Source organism: Ottowia oryzae (assembly GCF_003008535.1).
Classification (GTDB): Bacteria; Pseudomonadota; Gammaproteobacteria; order Burkholderiales; family Burkholderiaceae_C; genus Ottowia; species Ottowia oryzae.
Window position 1 is genome coordinate 1,992,208 of sequence record NZ_CP027666.1, and the last position, 14,284, is coordinate 2,006,491.

General features: G+C 67.3%; 17 protein-coding genes. 5 read left to right on the plus strand and 12 right to left on the minus strand.

From position 1 onward, the window contains the following. Nucleotide 1: 1 nt before the first annotated feature. From C6570_RS09240 to C6570_RS09250, 3 genes are all read right to left on the minus strand, one after another. The gene (locus tag C6570_RS09240; protein WP_106702941.1) at nt 2-643 is read right to left on the minus strand and encodes a retropepsin-like aspartic protease family protein; all 642 of its coding nucleotides are present in this window, start codon (nt 641-643) and stop codon (nt 2-4) included. Between the two features lie 131 nt (nt 644-774). Further along, nucleotides 775-1,260, minus strand: coding sequence for a YajQ family cyclic di-GMP-binding protein (locus tag C6570_RS09245; protein ID WP_106702942.1), 486 nt, complete (start codon nt 1,258-1,260; stop codon nt 775-777). A 48-nt stretch (nt 1,261-1,308) separates the two neighbouring features. Then, entirely contained in the window at nt 1,309-1,575 is a 267-nt protein-coding gene (locus tag C6570_RS09250) for a DUF2164 domain-containing protein (protein WP_106704615.1), read from the minus strand. Between the two features lie 84 nt (nt 1,576-1,659). Here C6570_RS09250 and murB point away from each other — a divergent pair, with 84 nt between their 5' ends. The 3 genes from murB (at nt 1,660) to tsaA (ending at nt 3,821) form a co-directional block, all read left to right on the plus strand. Then, nucleotides 1,660-2,712 carry a UDP-N-acetylmuramate dehydrogenase gene (murB, locus tag C6570_RS09255; RefSeq protein ID WP_106702943.1) on the plus strand — a complete coding sequence of 351 codons (1,053 nt, stop codon included), beginning with the start codon at nt 1,660-1,662 and terminating at the stop codon, nt 2,710-2,712. Nucleotides 2,713-2,773: 61 nt separating this feature from the next. Continuing rightward, nucleotides 2,774-3,232 carry a hypothetical protein gene (locus C6570_RS09260; RefSeq protein ID WP_106702944.1) on the plus strand — a complete coding sequence of 153 codons (459 nt, stop codon included), beginning with the start codon at nt 2,774-2,776 and terminating at the stop codon, nt 3,230-3,232. A gap of 88 nt (nt 3,233-3,320) precedes the next feature. Continuing rightward, nucleotides 3,321-3,821: a tRNA (N6-threonylcarbamoyladenosine(37)-N6)-methyltransferase TrmO gene (gene tsaA / locus C6570_RS09265; protein WP_106702945.1), complete on the plus strand. Its 501-nt coding sequence runs from the start codon at nt 3,321-3,323 to the stop codon at nt 3,819-3,821. 1 nt (nt 3,822) lies between these two features. Here tsaA and C6570_RS09270 read toward each other — a convergent pair whose 3' ends face one another. The 4 genes from C6570_RS09270 to ppnP form a co-directional block, all read right to left on the minus strand. Next, on the minus strand, nt 3,823-4,083 hold the full coding sequence (locus tag C6570_RS09270) for a TOBE domain-containing protein (RefSeq protein WP_106702946.1): 261 nt from the start codon (nt 4,081-4,083) through the stop codon (nt 3,823-3,825). A gap of 26 nt (nt 4,084-4,109) precedes the next feature. Continuing rightward, nucleotides 4,110-5,384, minus strand: a complete 1,275-nt coding sequence (locus C6570_RS09275) for an MFS transporter (protein WP_106702947.1) — start codon at nt 5,382-5,384, stop codon at nt 4,110-4,112. A gap of 263 nt (nt 5,385-5,647) precedes the next feature. Then, the gene (locus C6570_RS09280) at nt 5,648-6,589 is read right to left on the minus strand and encodes a bifunctional helix-turn-helix transcriptional regulator/GNAT family N-acetyltransferase (protein WP_245896144.1); all 942 of its coding nucleotides are present in this window, start codon (nt 6,587-6,589) and stop codon (nt 5,648-5,650) included. A 162-nt stretch (nt 6,590-6,751) separates the two neighbouring features. After that, nucleotides 6,752-7,069: a pyrimidine/purine nucleoside phosphorylase gene (gene ppnP, locus C6570_RS09285; protein ID WP_106702949.1), complete on the minus strand. Its 318-nt coding sequence runs from the start codon at nt 7,067-7,069 to the stop codon at nt 6,752-6,754. Nucleotides 7,070-7,155: 86 nt separating this feature from the next. Between ppnP and C6570_RS09290 the strand changes: the two genes are divergently transcribed. Then, on the plus strand, nt 7,156-8,058 hold the full coding sequence (locus C6570_RS09290; protein WP_106702950.1) for an RNA methyltransferase: 903 nt from the start codon (nt 7,156-7,158) through the stop codon (nt 8,056-8,058). Here C6570_RS09290 and C6570_RS09295 read toward each other — a convergent pair. Then, nucleotides 7,988-8,881, minus strand: a complete 894-nt coding sequence (locus tag C6570_RS09295; protein ID WP_123812241.1) for an IPTL-CTERM sorting domain-containing protein — start codon at nt 8,879-8,881, stop codon at nt 7,988-7,990. The two genes, C6570_RS09290 and C6570_RS09295, sit on opposite strands and share 71 nt — an antisense overlap. Nucleotides 8,882-9,235: 354 nt before the next feature. Between C6570_RS09295 and cysE the strand changes: the two genes are divergently transcribed. Beyond that, nucleotides 9,236-10,006 carry a serine O-acetyltransferase gene (gene cysE, locus C6570_RS09300; RefSeq protein ID WP_106702952.1) on the plus strand — a complete coding sequence of 257 codons (771 nt, stop codon included), beginning with the start codon at nt 9,236-9,238 and terminating at the stop codon, nt 10,004-10,006. Nucleotides 10,007-10,081: 75 nt separating this feature from the next. Here the strand turns inward: cysE and C6570_RS09305 are convergent, their stop codons facing one another. From C6570_RS09305 to C6570_RS09320, 4 genes are all read right to left on the minus strand, one after another. Further along, nucleotides 10,082-11,101: a PDDEXK family nuclease gene (locus tag C6570_RS09305; protein WP_106702953.1), complete on the minus strand. Its 1,020-nt coding sequence runs from the start codon at nt 11,099-11,101 to the stop codon at nt 10,082-10,084. A gap of 145 nt (nt 11,102-11,246) precedes the next feature. Continuing rightward, nucleotides 11,247-11,840 carry a molybdopterin adenylyltransferase gene (gene mog / locus C6570_RS09310; protein WP_106702954.1) on the minus strand — a complete coding sequence of 198 codons (594 nt, stop codon included), beginning with the start codon at nt 11,838-11,840 and terminating at the stop codon, nt 11,247-11,249. Nucleotides 11,841-11,874: 34 nt separating this feature from the next. Continuing rightward, nucleotides 11,875-12,573 carry a ribosome biogenesis factor YjgA gene (gene yjgA, locus C6570_RS09315; protein ID WP_106702955.1) on the minus strand — a complete coding sequence of 233 codons (699 nt, stop codon included), beginning with the start codon at nt 12,571-12,573 and terminating at the stop codon, nt 11,875-11,877. Between the two features lie 250 nt (nt 12,574-12,823). After that, on the minus strand, nt 12,824-13,894 hold the full coding sequence (locus C6570_RS09320; RefSeq protein WP_425437858.1) for an IS30 family transposase: 1,071 nt from the start codon (nt 13,892-13,894) through the stop codon (nt 12,824-12,826). Nucleotides 13,895-14,284 lie beyond the last annotated feature (390 nt).

A 14,284-nucleotide genomic window follows, 5' to 3' on the forward strand; every position in this document is an offset into this window, starting at 1 on the left:
ATCAGCGCCGCACCAGCGTCATCACATCGCCGTCGCGCCGCATGTTGAAACGCTTGAGAAAGCTGTTGCCCAGCAGCACCGCGGGCATGCCCATGGGCGTGACGACAGCGTCCACGTCGTAGGCGATCACGTCGCCCACGCGCACCTGCCCCAGCTTGATCGCCCAGCCGGTGGCGACGCCGTTGGCCGTGCCCATGCGCACTGGGCGCCCGCTGCGGTAGTTCAGGCCCAGGCGGTCGGCCTCGGCCTGCCCCAGCGCGACCACGGTGGCGCCGGTGTCCACCATGAACTGCACAGGCCGGTTGTCGATGCTGCCCGCGGTGAAGAAATGCCCGGCGGCATCCGCCGTGAGCGACACTCGGTCTGCGCCCGAGCGCATCGCGCCGCCCACGCTGGCGGGCGATTCGCCCACGCGCAGCGTGACGCGCTGGCCGTCCACCATCACCACGGCCTGGTCGCCGTTGGTTGACAGCACCTTCACGCCCTGCAGCGTGTCCCCCGGCGCCACGGCGCGCGGCGCCCCGCCGTTGACGATCAACAGCGCCTTGTTGCCCAGCATGCCTTGCAGGGAAACGCTTTGCGCAACCGCAGACAGGCTGGCGGTGACCACGGTAGCGGCCAACAGGGCGTGAAGAAGGCGCATGGATAGATGGACTAAAAAGGATCAATCAGCGCGCCGACAGCCCGGGCGCCCGTGCACGGGGTTTCCCCGGGCACCAGGCGCGTCCCCCAGGGGGGAAGGCGCGCGCAGCGCGACTCAAGGGGGGAGAGGGCTCAATCCCTGAAGTTATCGAACGACAGCGGCAGGTCGGCCATGTCCTTGCGCAGCAGCGCCATCACCGCCTGCAGGTCGTCGCGCTTGGCGCCCGTCACGCGCACCGCGTCGCCTTGGATCGAGGCCTGCACCTTCAGCTTGCTGTCTTTGATGAGCTTCTGAATCTTCTTGCCGTCTTCGGTGGCGATGCCGCTGCGCACCTTCACCACCTGCTTGACCTTGTCGCCGCCCACCTTTTGCACGGTGCCCTTGTCCAGAAAGCGCACGTCCACGTTGCGCTTGGCCAGCTTGTTGCGCAGGATTTCGTCCACCTGCTGCAGCTGAAAGTCGGCGTCGCCCAGCAGGGTGATTTCCTTGTCTTTCAGCTCGATGCCGGCGCTGGTGCCCTTGAAGTCAAAGCGCGTGCCGATCTCTTTGGCGGTGTTCTCTACCGCGTTTTTCACTTCCACCATGTCGGGGTCGCACACTGTGTCGAAAGAAGGCATGGTTTTCACTCCTAGGCTGCCGTGGCGCGCACACGCCGGGGCCGCTGGTCAGCGGTGGGGCCGGTCGAACTTGCGCCAGTATTGAAAAGCGTCTTGGTGGACTTCCAGGTCCACCTCTTGCACCCGCGCCAGCAGGCGCTCCTGCACGTCGGCCACCGCCTGGTTGTAGACAAGCGGGCCGATCTCTTCCAGGAAAAAGCCGAGCAGGGCGCCCGCGCCCACGTTGCCCATGCGCTCGTCAAAGTTCTCGGCGGCGTAGCGCATCAGCGACTCAATGGCCTGCTGGCGATCCTGCTTGGAGATTTCGATGGCCATGGGGTGCATCGCTGCGGTGCCATTGGCCCGTTTCGGGCGCATGGCGCGCAGGGGGGCGAGGTGTTGCGGTGCGACAATTCTCCCATGATCGTGGAACGCAACGTGCCCCTGCAGCCGCTCAACAGCTTTGGCATTGCCGCGCGCGCCGCCCAACTGGTGCGCGTGCGCAGCGAAGCCGACGTGCGCGCCGTGCTGGCCGATGCCGAACTGGCGATGCAGCCGCGCTTCGTGCTGGGCGGCGGCAGCAACATCGTGCTGACTGGCGACGTCAAGGCCACCGTGCTGAAGGTGGAAGTGCCCGGGCGCCGGGTGGTGCGCAGCGACGAGCGGCACACCATCGTGGAAGCTGGCGCGGGCGAGGTCTGGCACGACTTCGTCGCCTGGACGTTGTCGCAAGGCCTGCCCGGCCTGGAAAACCTGGCGCTGATCCCCGGCACTGTGGGGGCCAGCCCGGTGCAGAACATCGGCGCGTATGGGGTGGAGCTGCAAGACCGCTTTCACGAGCTGGACGCGATCGACCTGCACACGGGCGAGCAGTTCACGCTGAACGCGGCGCAGTGCGGCTTTGGCTACCGCGACTCGGTGTTCAAGCACACCGCGCTGGCCGAGGGCGACTTTGGCCTGGCCGGCCGCGCCTTGATTTTGCGCGTGCGGTTTGCGCTGCCCCACGCCTGGCAGCCCATGCTGGGCTACCTGGATCTGGAGCGCAAGATGGCCGAGACGGGCGTCACCGCCCCCAGCGCGCAGCAGGTGTTTGACTGGATCGTGGACATCCGCCGCGCCAAGCTGCCCGACCCGGCCGTCATCGGCAACGCCGGCAGCTTCTTCAAGAACCCCACCGTCACGCCCGAGCAGTGCCAGGACATCATCGGGCGCGACCCGAAGGTGGTGCATTACCCCATGCCCGACGGCAGCGTGAAGCTGGCCGCCGGCTGGCTGATCGACGCCTGCGGCTGGAAGGGCAAAGCCGTGGGTAATGCTGGCGTGTACGACAAGCAGGCGCTGGTGCTGGTCAACCGCGGCGGCGCCGACAACCCCGCCACCGGCGGCGAAGTGATGACCCTGGCCAAGGCCATCCAGACCAGTGTGTACGAGCGCTTCGGCATCCGGCTGGAGCCGGAGCCTGTGGTCATTTAGCCTGCTAGCGCAGGCGCCACCAGCGCTGGCAGCTATCAACTGTGTAGCAAATCCGTCGCCCGTGCGCGCCATTGAAATCTTTCGCCTGCGCCGTGTGCGCGACAAGCCGCGCGCGCTGGCCGCGATGCAGGCGCACGCCGGTTTGAATGCCGACGAAGCGCGCACCGTGGTCAACCAAGCCGTGGGCGGCGGCAAGCCCGTGCTGCGCCTGCCGGACGATGCGGCCGCGCGCCAGTGCATCGCCGCGCTGCTGCCCACCGGCTTTGTGGCGCGGTTTGCGGCCGCACCCGGCTTTGACGCGCAGGGCCGGGCCGAGGCCGCGATCCTGGCGGCGGTGCCGCACTTGCCCGCCGCCATCAGCGACCGCGCTGGCGCGCTGCTGCTGCAAGGCGACTGGGAAAGCGCGCTGGCCGTGTGCCTGCAGGGTGCGCAAGACGCCTTGGGCAATGCGGCGCAGCAGGGCTTGCAAGAAGCGGCCATCGAGGTCGGCTTGCAGATGGGTTGGCAGGGCAACGGCTGAGCGGGGTGACGGCGGGTTTCGGCTGCGGCCAGAATGCCAAGGCGTGCCCTTCGGCACCTCAGTCTGCTCATTGAACGCCCAAGCCGCCATGCCGCCACCACTGCCCCAATCAGCCCCCGTCACGCTGCGCCCCATCGGTGTGGTGCAAAGCCCGTTCAGATCGACCGGCGGCATGCCCATCCAGACCTTGGCGACGGGCGAAGTGCAGGGCAGCCTGCAGGTGTTCGACGAATTCGCCGCGGGCCTGCGCGACATCGAAGGGTTTGAATACCTGATGCTGATCACCCACCTGCATCAGGCGACCGAAAAGCTGGAGGTGGTGCCCTTTATGGACACGCAAAGCCACGGCGTGTTTGCCACGCGCGCACCGGCGCGGCCCAACCGCATTGGCTTGTCGATCGTGCAGCTGGTGCGCGTGCAAGGGTGCGTGCTGCACTTTCTGGGCAACGACATGCTGCACGGCACGCCGGTGCTGGACATCAAGCCCTATGTGCCCGCGCTGGACGTGCGCCAGACAGAGCGCATCGGCTGGTTCGCCCAGGGTCTTACCCGCTTGCCGACCACGCTGTCGGACGAGCGGATGAAGTGATTCAGTCGTCCACGCCGATCATCACCGACGACGCCTTGATAACGCCGTAGGCCTGCCCGCCCTCCTTCAGCTGCAGGGCGTCGGCCGAGTGCGTGGTGATGCTGGACGTGATCTGGATGCCGGGCGCTATTTCCAGCGTGACCTCGGTGGAAACAGGCCCCCGCACGATCGAGACGATCTTGCCGGGCAGGGTATTTCGCGCGCTGATTTCATGGCAGTTCCTTAGGTGGTGCCGCCGATGGTAGCCATGCGCCCAAGACATGGCCCGCTGCTGGTGGATGCGCGGCCTCAGCCCGCGCGCCAGCGCGCGTGTGCGCCGCCGCCGGTGCGCGTGCGCCAGTACAGCCAGCTGGCGATGCTCAGGTTCAGCAGGTTCCAGGCGATGCCGTTGAGAAAGGCCGCGCGGTAGCTGCCCGTCTGGTCGAAGATGAAGCCCGACATCCACCCGCCCAGCGCCATGCCCAGCATGGTCGCCATGATCACGGCGCCCACGCGCGCGCCCGCTTCGCGCGGCGAAAAATGCTCGCGCACGATGATCGCGTAAGACGGCACGATGCCGCCCTGAAACAGCCCGAACAGCCCCGAAATCACATACAGCGGCACCAGCCCGTTGAAGGGCAAGAACAGCAGCAGCGCCAGCCCCTGCAGCGCCGAGCCCAGCAGCAGCGTGCGGATGCCGCCAATGTGGTCGCAAATCCAGCCCGACACCAGGCGGCTGACGATGCCGCACAGCAGCATGACCGACAGCATCTCTGCCCCGCGCACGGCGCCGTAACCCAGGTCGGTGCAGTAGGCCACGATGTGCACCTGCGGCATGGCCATCGCCACGCAGCAGGCCACGCCCGCCACGCACAGCCACCATTGCGCCTGCACGGGCGGCAGGCCAAACGGGCGGTCGCTGGGCGATGCGCGCCCGGCCACCGGCGCCGCCGCTGCCGCGTTCAGCGCGGGCGGCGGCTGGCGCATGCGCAAAGCCAGCAGCGCCATGCCCACGCCGCACACCAGCCCCAGCACCATGTAAGTGGGCCGCCAGCCGTAGTGGGTGATGCCCCATTGCGCCAGCGGCGGCCACACCGCGCCGGCCAGGTAGTTGCCGCTGGCGCACACGGCCACCGCCATGCCGCGCCGCTTGGCCCACCACAGCGTGGTGTCGGCCATCAGCGGCGCGAACGTGGCGGCGCCGCCCAGAAAGCCCAGCAGCGCGTGCGCCAGCCCAAACGACCAGATGCTGGGCGACAGCGCCGCCCACAGGTAGCCCGCGCACACCGCCGCCGCGCCCATCGTCAACACAGGGGCAATGCCGTGCCGGTCAGCCAGGCGGCCGGTGAAGATGCCGCCCAGGCCCAGGCTGACCATCATCAGCGTGTAGGGCAGCGATGCAGCGCCGCGCCCCACGCCGAATTCGGCCTGCACCGCCGGCAGCACCACCGACACCACGTACATGCTGCTGTTGCCCAGCGCCACCAGCCCCAGCGTGGTCAGCAGCCGCCACGCTGCGGTGCGCGAATCCACCAGGCTGGCGCCATCGTCGGTGGGCCTGTCTCGTGCATTGTTTGGGGGCATCGGGTCAGCGTAGCACGGGGCTGGCGCGCGTGGGCGGTGGTTCTGGCGCCTCGGCGACGGGTGTTACCCGCAGTCCGTCAGTCGATGGATGGATGAAGAAAAATGCCTCTGGCGCAGGCCAGATGGGCGCTGGCAGCTATCTGAACGATAGCGTTGGCTGGGCGGTGCCGGTGGTCAAACGAATGAACGCACTCGCCGAAAACTCACGGGTTCATGCGGTCCGACGCCATGCCCGCCGCGACGCGCCGGCCGCCAGTCGCGCCTTACCCCGCAGCTTGCAGCCCCAGCTCCCACGTCTCGCCCACCAAATCCTGCCCATAGCCGTGGTACGGCTTGCTGGCCACCCGCTGAAAGCCGCGCTGCGCGTAGATGGCGCGCGCCGCGGCCAGGTTGGCGTTGGTCCACAGCACCAGCTTGGCGTATCCCTTGGCGCGGGCGAAGGCGACGCATTCGTCGGTCAGCCGCCCGCCCAGGCCCAGCCCGCGCGCGGCGGGCGCCAGGATCAGCAGGCGCAGCTGCGCCTCGGTGGCGCTTTTGCGCACCACGAAGACCGAGCCCACGCGCTGGCCGTCCAGCTCGGCGATCCACCCGCGCTCCCACGCCGGGTCGTGCGTGCGCAGCATGCCCGCGACGATCTCGGCCACCAGCGCCTCGAATTCGCTGTTCCAGCCAAACTCGCTGGCGTACAGCGCGCCGTGTTGCTCGATCACCCAGCCCATGTCGCCGGGCCGCGGCTCGCGCAGCACGGCAGTGCGGGTGGGCGCCTGCGCCGGGGCCAGCAGCCCGTGCGCGGTGCGCAGCGCGGCCACCAGCTGCGCGCGCTGATCGGGCGCCAGCGTGGCCAGCAAATCGGCGACCTGCTCGCGTGAGCGCTGCTGCAGCGGCTCAAACACCGCCCAGCCGGCGGGCGTCAGCGCCAGTTGCTTGCGGCGCGCGTCATCGGGGTGCGGCGCGGCGGTGATCCAGCCCTGCTGCGTGAACTGGCGCAGCACGCGGCTGAGGTAGCCCGCGTCCAGCGTCAGATCGCGCGCCAGATCGGCCGCCGCGCACGGCCCCTGGTGCGCCAGCTCATACAGGATGCGCACCTCGGTCAGCGACAGCGCGCTGCCCAGGTAAGGCTCCAGCACACTGATGCGCTGGGTGTACGTGCGGTTGAAGGCGCGCAGCAGCTTGACGTCGGCAGGGTCGATTTCGTCGCGGGTCATGCGGGTCAGCATACGGCAATTGATTGCTTTAAGCAATTAATTAGATGCTGATGGCACCTGTATACCGGACTGTCAGGTGGTGCGAACAGGGCATAAAAAAAGCTGCCAGCGCTGGTGCAGCCGGCGCTGGCAGCTATCGCTTCAGTAGCGTTGGGTTAGCGCTCAGGCGTAGCGGCAGATGTAGTGGTAGCTGTCGGTCACGCGGATGTCGAACGACGAATTGGCCGGCACGCTGAAGGTTTCGCCAGCGGATGAGCGCTGCCATGCGTCCGAGCCGGCCAGCTTGTATTCGCAGCTGCCGGCCACGCATTCCATGGTTTCGGCGGCGCCGGTGGTGAAAGTCAGCGTGGCGGGCAGCACCACGCCCACGCTGGCCTTGCTGCCGTCGGCGGCGGTGAAGCCGTGCGACACGCATTTGCCGTCAAAGTAGACGTTGGCCTTGGTGGTCAGGGTGACGTTGGCGATGGTTTCGGTGGTCATGCTCAGGCGTTGGTTGAAAGGAAAGCGGCGATGTTAGCCGCCTGCCGTGCCGGGGGCGGCCCAGCCCGGCGCGCGACAATCGCCGCATGCTTCAGCCCCGCACGCGCTTTGTCTTGATAGAAACCAGCCACGCCGGCAACGTGGGCGCCGTCGCCCGCGCCATGAAGGTGATGGGCTTTGACGACCTGGTGCTGGTGCGCCCCCGCTGGCCCGACGTGCTGAGCCGCGACGAGGCCATCGAACGCGCCAGCGGCGCCGCCGACGTGCTGCAGCGCGCCCGCAGCGTGGCCACGCTGGAAGAAGCGCTGCACGGCATGACCCACCTGTGCGCCACCGCCATGACCCCGCGCGACTTCGGCCCGCCCACGCGCGCCCCGCGCGAGCACTTCAATTTGCTATTGAAACCAGAGCTGCCAGCGCAGACTACACCAGCGCTAGAAGGCGATTTGGCTATCAATGGCACACTGGATTTAAGCCAGCCGCAGGGCGTGGCGTTCTTGTTTGGCTCAGAGCGCTACGGCATGGCCAACGAAGACGTGTACCGCTGCAACGTGGCCCTCAGCATCCCCACCGATCCGTCTTACGGCTCGCTCAACATCGCCGCCGCCGTGCAGCTGATCGCCTACGACTGGCGCCAGGCGCTGGCCGCGTGCGGCTGGGGCTTCGGCGTGCAACCCGCCACCGCCGCCCCCCACCACGCCGACGCCGCCCAACAGGCCGGCATGCTGGCGCACTGGGAAAGCGCGCTGGTCGACATCGGCTTTCTGGACCCAGCTGCGCCCAAGAAGCTGATGCCGCGCCTCACGCAGCTGTTCAACCGCGCGCAACCCACGGTGGAGGAAATCCACATCCTGCGCGGGATCGCGAAGGCGATGCAGGGCGCCGCCGCGCACGGCAGACGGCGCCGCGCCAGCCGCTTCAGCGGCGCAGCCGCCGCAGCCCCAGCGCCGCCGCCAGCAAACCCAGCAGCGCCAGCGCCCATTGGCTGAGTGTGGGCACCGGCACCGCCGCCGCGAAGCTGGCCGACACCGTGGCCGGCGCCGTGACGTTGGTGAGGGTGCAGGTGTCCGTGGTGCCCACGCGGGTACAGCCGGTGAAGCTGGCCACGGTGTAACCGGCGGCCGGCACGGCGGTGCAGGTGGTGCTGGCGCCGTCCGGCACCGGTCTGGGCGTGCAGGACACGCTGCCACCGGCGGCGGGTGCTGCGGTGGCGGTGATGGTGTGCGCCGACCCCAGGATGTAGTTCAGGTCGTCCAGCACAAACTGCTGGTACGCTCCCCCAGGCACACTGGTGAAAACCACCCGGTCGACATTGACGATCGGGCTCAGGTCCACCAGCGTGGGGCCCGTGTTGGTGGGCGAGAAGGTCAGCAAGGCGACCGACGTGGCGCCGACAAAGCCTTCGACTCGCACCTGCGGAGCGGGTGTGAACGCTGTCGTCAGTTGCGCGCTGCTCAGTGAAAACACGCCGCCACCGCTGCGCGTGACCGTGGCGGGGTTCCCGCCCGCATTGAACGCGATGTTGGGGCTGGAGACGGTGCCAGTAGCGTAACCCCCTCCCGTTGTTGGGCCATCGGCGCAGAACATGTTGGCCCAATTCAGGCCGCCCGTGCCGTTGGGGATAGCGCTGGTGGGACAAGGAATGGCATCGAAGTTCAGCAACATCGCCTGCGCGTGGGCCGAGGGCGCCGCCAGGCCCAGCAGCCAGGCACAGCCCGCAACGGCCAGTGCACGACGCAGGCCCGGTCGGCCGCGCGGGGCGTCTGTGCGTGAAGCCAACGGGGCGAAGCGTAGAGGGGGCAGCGTGGGCATCGGCGAATCCTTGGCGAAGGTGGGTGAACTGCGGTTGGTGAAGGTAGGTATTTTGTATCAAAAAACATCTAAATACAGCCGAATGTTTCCGGTCCGCGCCGCTCCGGGCTTAGCGGAACGACCGGAACTCGGGAGCCGCTGAACCCGCTGCCTACCAGCGTGCACCGCCGGCAGGGGTGCCCGGACACGCCATGGAGGTGGCTTGCGCTTGGTAGGAAATCGGGCCTAGGCGCGCTCTGAGGCCGATTGATGAGTTGTGTAGAGCCGCGCCACTCACATGGCACTGGCCCCCTGGGGTTTCCCAACTCAGCCTGCCGCCCATAGCCGGCAGCGGCGGTAGACTCGCTCCCCACCATGCTGCAGCGCATCCGCTCATACACCCACGCCATTCTGGAGCGCGACCCCGCCGCGCGCAGCGTGTGGGACGTCGTGTTTTCCTACCCCGGCTTTCATGCGCTGGTGCTGCACCGCATCGCGCACCCGCTGTGGGGCGCCGGCTGGTTCTGGCTGGCGCGCTGGATATCGCACTGGGGGCGTTTTCTCACGGGCATCGAAATCCACCCCGGCGCCACGATTGGCGAGCGCGTCTTCATCGACCACGGCATGGGCGTGGTGATTGGCGAGACGGCCGAGATCGGCGACGACTGCACCATCTACCAGGGCGTCACGCTCGGCGGCACCTCGCTCACCAAGGGCAGCAAACGCCACCCCACGCTGGGCAAGGGCGTGATCGTGGGCGCCAACAGCCAAGTGCTGGGCGGCTTCACGGTGGGCGACGGCGCCAAGATCGGCAGCAACGCGGTGGTCACCAAGCCGGTGCCCGCGGGCGCCACGGCGGTGGGCAACCCCGCGCGCATCATCCACGCCGAGGCCGACGCCCGGCGCGAAGCCGCAGCGGCCAAGCTGGGCTTTTCGGCCTACGGCATCACCCAGAGCGATGACCCGGTCAGCCTGGCGCTGCGCGGCCTGATCGACGGCACCGCCAGCCAGGAACACCAGATCGCCCTGCTGTGGCAGGCCGTCGAACGCCTGGCCTGCAAGATGGACCCGGGCTGCGTGCCCAAGGAAGCGGCGCTGGAAGAGAGCTTCGAGGCCGACAAGCTGAACGAGCTGGTGGGCAAGTAGGCACGACGCTTCGCGCTGCTTTCGCGCTTGGGCGGCGACGCAGCACTGGCCATGCGCAGGATCGGGATAAGTCGCCTACAGCACGGTCTGCAGGTGTGCCCGCAGGAGCCGCAGGTTGACAAATGTCAGGTCGTACATGGCCGACAGGCCGCCAGCCTGGTCGTCGGCGATGTGCGGCGAGCAGATCACGAAGTGCTGGCGTTCCAGCCCCAGGCGCTTGCGCAGGCGCAGGTACTTGTCCAGGTCGCGCTGAAACTCACCGCTTTTGCACTCGACGACCACCGGCGTGCGACCAGCGGGTAGCACCACCACGTCCAGCTCGTGCAGGTCCTCATTCGGGAAGGTGACTTTCACGCCGCGCGCGCAGGAGATTTGGCGCCGACCGACGGCTTTGCAGGCCTCCAGCGCTTCCAGAAACACGTACCACTCCAGCCAGCCGCCTTCAAAAAAGCGGCGTACGGCAGGCGCGGTTTGCAGCGTCAGGCGCACGATCTTTTCGGGCTTTTGGTAGTGGTACCGGCCAAAAAGCGTGTGGCCGTACAGCGTGCGGCACAGTTGGTTGACGGCCTGGGCGTCCTTCTGCGGCAGGCGCGCCAGTTCCAGGTTGATCCAGCCGTGGCCCTTGCGGTAGGCAAAAGCCACGCGGTCGATCAGCTCGCCGAACAAGTCCAGGCGGTCGCCCAGCAGGCGCGCGGCGTCGTCAAAAAAGCCGGTCGTGTCGACCTGGGCGTAGTCGAACGTGGCGTTGATCTTGCGGCCGGCAAACCACGCCTGCAACGGCAGGTGTTGCTCTGCGGTGGCGAAGTTGGCCGTGTTCTGGGCGTCCACGTCCGTGAATTGGGCACCTGCGCCCGCTGCGGTGGCAGCAGCCTCCGCGGCAGCGCCCTGGTTAGCCGGCTCGTCGTCGTCCGCCGCGCGCAAGGCTTGCAATTCGCGCATGGCGGCGGCGTAGCGCTCTACCAGTTTTTCGACGAAGAACACCGTGCCGTACACGGTGCTGGCGCGGCCGCAGCGGCTGCAGGCCGTGGTTTGGCCGACAGGTGTGGCTGCGTCTTCTGACACAAAGCCGCATGCGTTGCAGCGGTAGATAGGCATGTTGCTATGAGAAAGCTAGCTGGTCGCGCAGATCCCTCCGGCGCTGGCGACTTGTTTTAAAGGCAATTTAGCCCGTGTTTTTACACCAGGATACATGCCGCGCTGCGGCACATCCTGCACGAATGCGCCGCCAGCGGCGATAGCGTCACGCTGGCCGCACCGCGCTCTTGGGCCGAAACGCCTTGCACACCGCGTCGTGCGTTTCAAGGTAGGGCCCGCCGATCAGGTCGATGCAGTAGGGCACGGCGGCGAAGATGCCGTGCACTTTCTGGCTGCCGTCGGCCGCCCTCAGGCCTTCCAGCGTTTCGGCGATGGCCTTGGGCTGGCCGGGCAGGTTGATGATGAGCGATTGCCCGCGGATCACCGCCACCTGGCGGCTCAGGATGGCGGTGGGCACGAAGGCCAGGCTGATCTGGCGCATTTGCTCGCCAAAGCCGGGTAGGGTCTTGTCGGCCACGGCCAGGGTGGCTTCGGGCGTGACGTCGCGCGGCGCGGGGCCGGTGCCGCCGGTGGTCAGCACCAGGGCGCAGCCCGCGTCCACCAGGTCGATCAGCGTTTGGCTGATGGTGGCCTGCTCGTCGGGGATCAGGCGCGGCTCAAACCGGATCGGGTTCTTCAGCGCGCGCGTCAGCCAGTCTTGCAGCGCGGGCAGGCCCTTGTCTTCATAGGCGCCGGTGGAGGCGCGGTCGCTGATCGACACGATGCCGATGGTGACGGGGTCTGGCGTGCGTTCGCTCATGCTTGTTTGCTATTCAATCGGTAGCTGCTGGCGCTTATCGGGCGTGCGCTTCACCGGTATAACCTGCGTCATCCGGGTCAACCGGCTGCACCGGGCGCTGCTCGGCCTCGGCTTCGGCGCGCTCCAGCGCGTCGCGCACCAGCTGGAAGAGTTCGCGAAACGCGCGGCCCTGGCGCGGCGCTTGTCCTTGGGATTCGGCCACTTGGGCCTCTGCGGCGCTGGGGGCGTCTTTGCGGGCTTGGCGCACCAGCGCGCGCAGCTGCTGCACGTCGGTTTCAGGAAACTGCGTGACCCAGGCGTTGACGGCCGCGTCATCGGCGATCAGGCGGTCGCGCCAGTTTTCGGCTGCGTGCAGGCGCAGCGTGTCTTTGGCCGAGCCTTTGCGCTGCACTTCCAGCGCGGCGCGGATGGCGGCGATTTGCTCTTCGTCCAGCAGGCGCATTTGCTTGCCCACGAACTGGGCCTGGCGGCGCTTGCCTTCAAAGTTGGTGATGCGGCGCAGCTCGGCCAGCGCGTCGACCAGCTTGGTGGGCAGATCGAGCGGCGTGAACAGGTCGGCGCGCAGGCCCAGCAGCTCTTCGCCCAGCGCCTGCAACTCGGTGCTTTGCGCTTTCAGCTCGGTCTTGCTGGGGCCGTCGCCGCGCATTTCGCGCTGCAGTTGTTCGTCCATCTCGCTGCCTTCGGCGACGAACTGGCCGCGAACGAAATAGCCTTTTTTGGGTTTACGGGACATGGTGTGACTCTACAGGCGAAGGGCGCGTGCCGGGTGGGCGCCGGTCGGGGCGTGGGTGCGTCGCGGTGAATGCTTTGGATTTTATAGCTGGTGGCGCAGGTGGGGTGGGCGCTGGAAGGGGATTTTGCTTATGAAATTGTCGTGTGGATTTGGCTGAGGGCGGAGGCCGGGTCTCGGCCCGGCGGCCGACCTGCTTTCTTTTGCTTCGCCAAAAGAAAGTAGGGGCGGAGTCAAGTGCGAAGTGCAACACCTAGGCTATTGCGGAGATGCGGTGTTGCCTTGGTCCTGACTGAGAGCCAGGGCAAATACCTGAAGTGGTGTTCTCCAGTCCAATGTCTGGCGTCTGGCGCGGCCGGGTGTTGAGCAGATCGGCAATGGCATCCAACTCTTGCTGTGAGTGCAGTGACAGGTCTGCGTTCTTGGGCAGGTACTGCCGCAGCAATCCGTTGGTGTTCTCGCAGCTGCCTCGCTGCCACGGGCTGTGCGGATCGCAAAAGTACACCTTGACGCCCGTCTTGGCCGTCAGCTGCGCATGGTGCGCCATCTCCTTGCCTTGGTCGTACGTCAGGCTCTGGCGCATCGGCTGGGCAATCGCATTGAGCTTGGCTGCAAAGCTTTGTAGCGCTGTTGTCGCTGTCGCATCCGTCATCTTGGCCAGTACCACCAAGCGACTGGTGCGCTCGACCAGCACGCCCACCGAGGATTGGTTGCGCGAGCCCTTGATGAAGTCCCCCTCCCAATGTCCAGGCATGAGCCGCTCTTCGATCTCGGGCGGGCGCACATGGATGCTCACGATGTCCGCCAGCGTGCCGCGGCGATCCTCGCCGCGCGAGCGCGGGCGTCTTGCTCCGCGCCCCTGGCGCAGCAAGGCGACCAACTCCCGGCGCAAGGCCCCGCGGGGCGTGGCATAGATGGCGGTGTAGATCGTCTCGTGGCTGGCTTGCAAGGCAACGCATCGCGGGTGCTGGCGCTTGAGTGTGGCGGCAATCTGGGCGGGCGACCAGCCCTGCTGCAGCAGCATGCGCACCTGGGCCCACAGGGCCGTGCATGGATGGAGCTTGCGTGGGGGCCGAGCCAGCCTGCGCTGTCTGCGGCTGCGCAGGCTGGCTCGATGTGCGTCGTAGCCTCCAGCGATCCGGGGGCGGCCTATCACGGGTGTATCGCAAGGAGGCTGGTAGCCGTTGCGCGAGAGCTCTCGCGTGATGGTGCTGGGGGCGCGATTCAATGCCTGGGCGATAGATCTGGCGCTGGCGTGCTCCAGCTTCATCGCCATGATCGTCTCTCGATCCTGCTCGCTCAGCTGTCGGTAACTCTTGCTCATGAAGTGGCTCCTGTCCAGTTGGATTCAGGTGTTGCACTTCACTATAGAAACCGCCACTGAAAAGAAAGGCGACCCCGCTTGCCGTGTCCCTCCGCTTCGCTGCGGGCAACCTGCGATGCTCGCGGGAGAGCCGCTGCCGCAGAACTCACTTCGCGCTTGCAGCGCTTCGCTCAGACAACTGCGGCAAATCAGAGCACGAAGCGTGGGCATCCTTCGGTGCCCCCGCGCGCCTCACCCGCTGCGCTTCTCGGCACGTCCAGAGGGGATCGAAGCCCGACACGGGCGATCGCTGCGCTCGGCCTGAGATGGAGCCCGTCTACCCGCGCTAGTTTCACCCGCTGTCAACGCCGAATTCAACGACACCACAAGCCAAAGCCCAGCCACGCCCAG

Excerpts from the sequence above, each read along its gene's own strand:
- C6570_RS09240 (WP_106702941.1), bottom strand. The coding sequence starts at position 643 with ATGCGCCTTCTTCACGCCCTGTTGGCCGCTACCGTGGTCACCGCCAGC.
- C6570_RS09245 (WP_106702942.1), bottom strand. The coding sequence starts at position 1,260 with ATGCCTTCTTTCGACACAGTGTGCGACCCCGACATGGTGGAAGTGAAA.
- C6570_RS09250 (WP_106704615.1), bottom strand. The coding sequence starts at position 1,575 with ATGGCCATCGAAATCTCCAAGCAGGATCGCCAGCAGGCCATTGAGTCG.
- murB (WP_106702943.1), top strand. The coding sequence starts at position 1,660 with ATGATCGTGGAACGCAACGTGCCCCTGCAGCCGCTCAACAGCTTTGGC.
- tsaA (WP_106702945.1), top strand. The coding sequence starts at position 3,321 with ATGCCGCCACCACTGCCCCAATCAGCCCCCGTCACGCTGCGCCCCATC.
- C6570_RS09270 (WP_106702946.1), bottom strand. The coding sequence starts at position 4,083 with ATGTCTTGGGCGCATGGCTACCATCGGCGGCACCACCTAAGGAACTGC.
- C6570_RS09275 (WP_106702947.1), bottom strand. The coding sequence starts at position 5,384 with ATGCCCCCAAACAATGCACGAGACAGGCCCACCGACGATGGCGCCAGC.
- C6570_RS09280 (WP_245896144.1), bottom strand. The coding sequence starts at position 6,589 with ATGACCCGCGACGAAATCGACCCTGCCGACGTCAAGCTGCTGCGCGCC.
- ppnP (WP_106702949.1), bottom strand. The coding sequence starts at position 7,069 with ATGACCACCGAAACCATCGCCAACGTCACCCTGACCACCAAGGCCAAC.
- C6570_RS09290 (WP_106702950.1), top strand. The coding sequence starts at position 7,156 with ATGCTTCAGCCCCGCACGCGCTTTGTCTTGATAGAAACCAGCCACGCC.
- C6570_RS09295 (WP_123812241.1), bottom strand. The coding sequence starts at position 8,881 with ATGCCCACGCTGCCCCCTCTACGCTTCGCCCCGTTGGCTTCACGCACA.
- cysE (WP_106702952.1), top strand. The coding sequence starts at position 9,236 with ATGCTGCAGCGCATCCGCTCATACACCCACGCCATTCTGGAGCGCGAC.
- C6570_RS09305 (WP_106702953.1), bottom strand. The coding sequence starts at position 11,101 with ATGCCTATCTACCGCTGCAACGCATGCGGCTTTGTGTCAGAAGACGCA.
- mog (WP_106702954.1), bottom strand. The coding sequence starts at position 11,840 with ATGAGCGAACGCACGCCAGACCCCGTCACCATCGGCATCGTGTCGATC.
- yjgA (WP_106702955.1), bottom strand. The coding sequence starts at position 12,573 with ATGTCCCGTAAACCCAAAAAAGGCTATTTCGTTCGCGGCCAGTTCGTC.
- C6570_RS09320 (WP_425437858.1), bottom strand. The coding sequence starts at position 13,894 with ATGAGCAAGAGTTACCGACAGCTGAGCGAGCAGGATCGAGAGACGATC.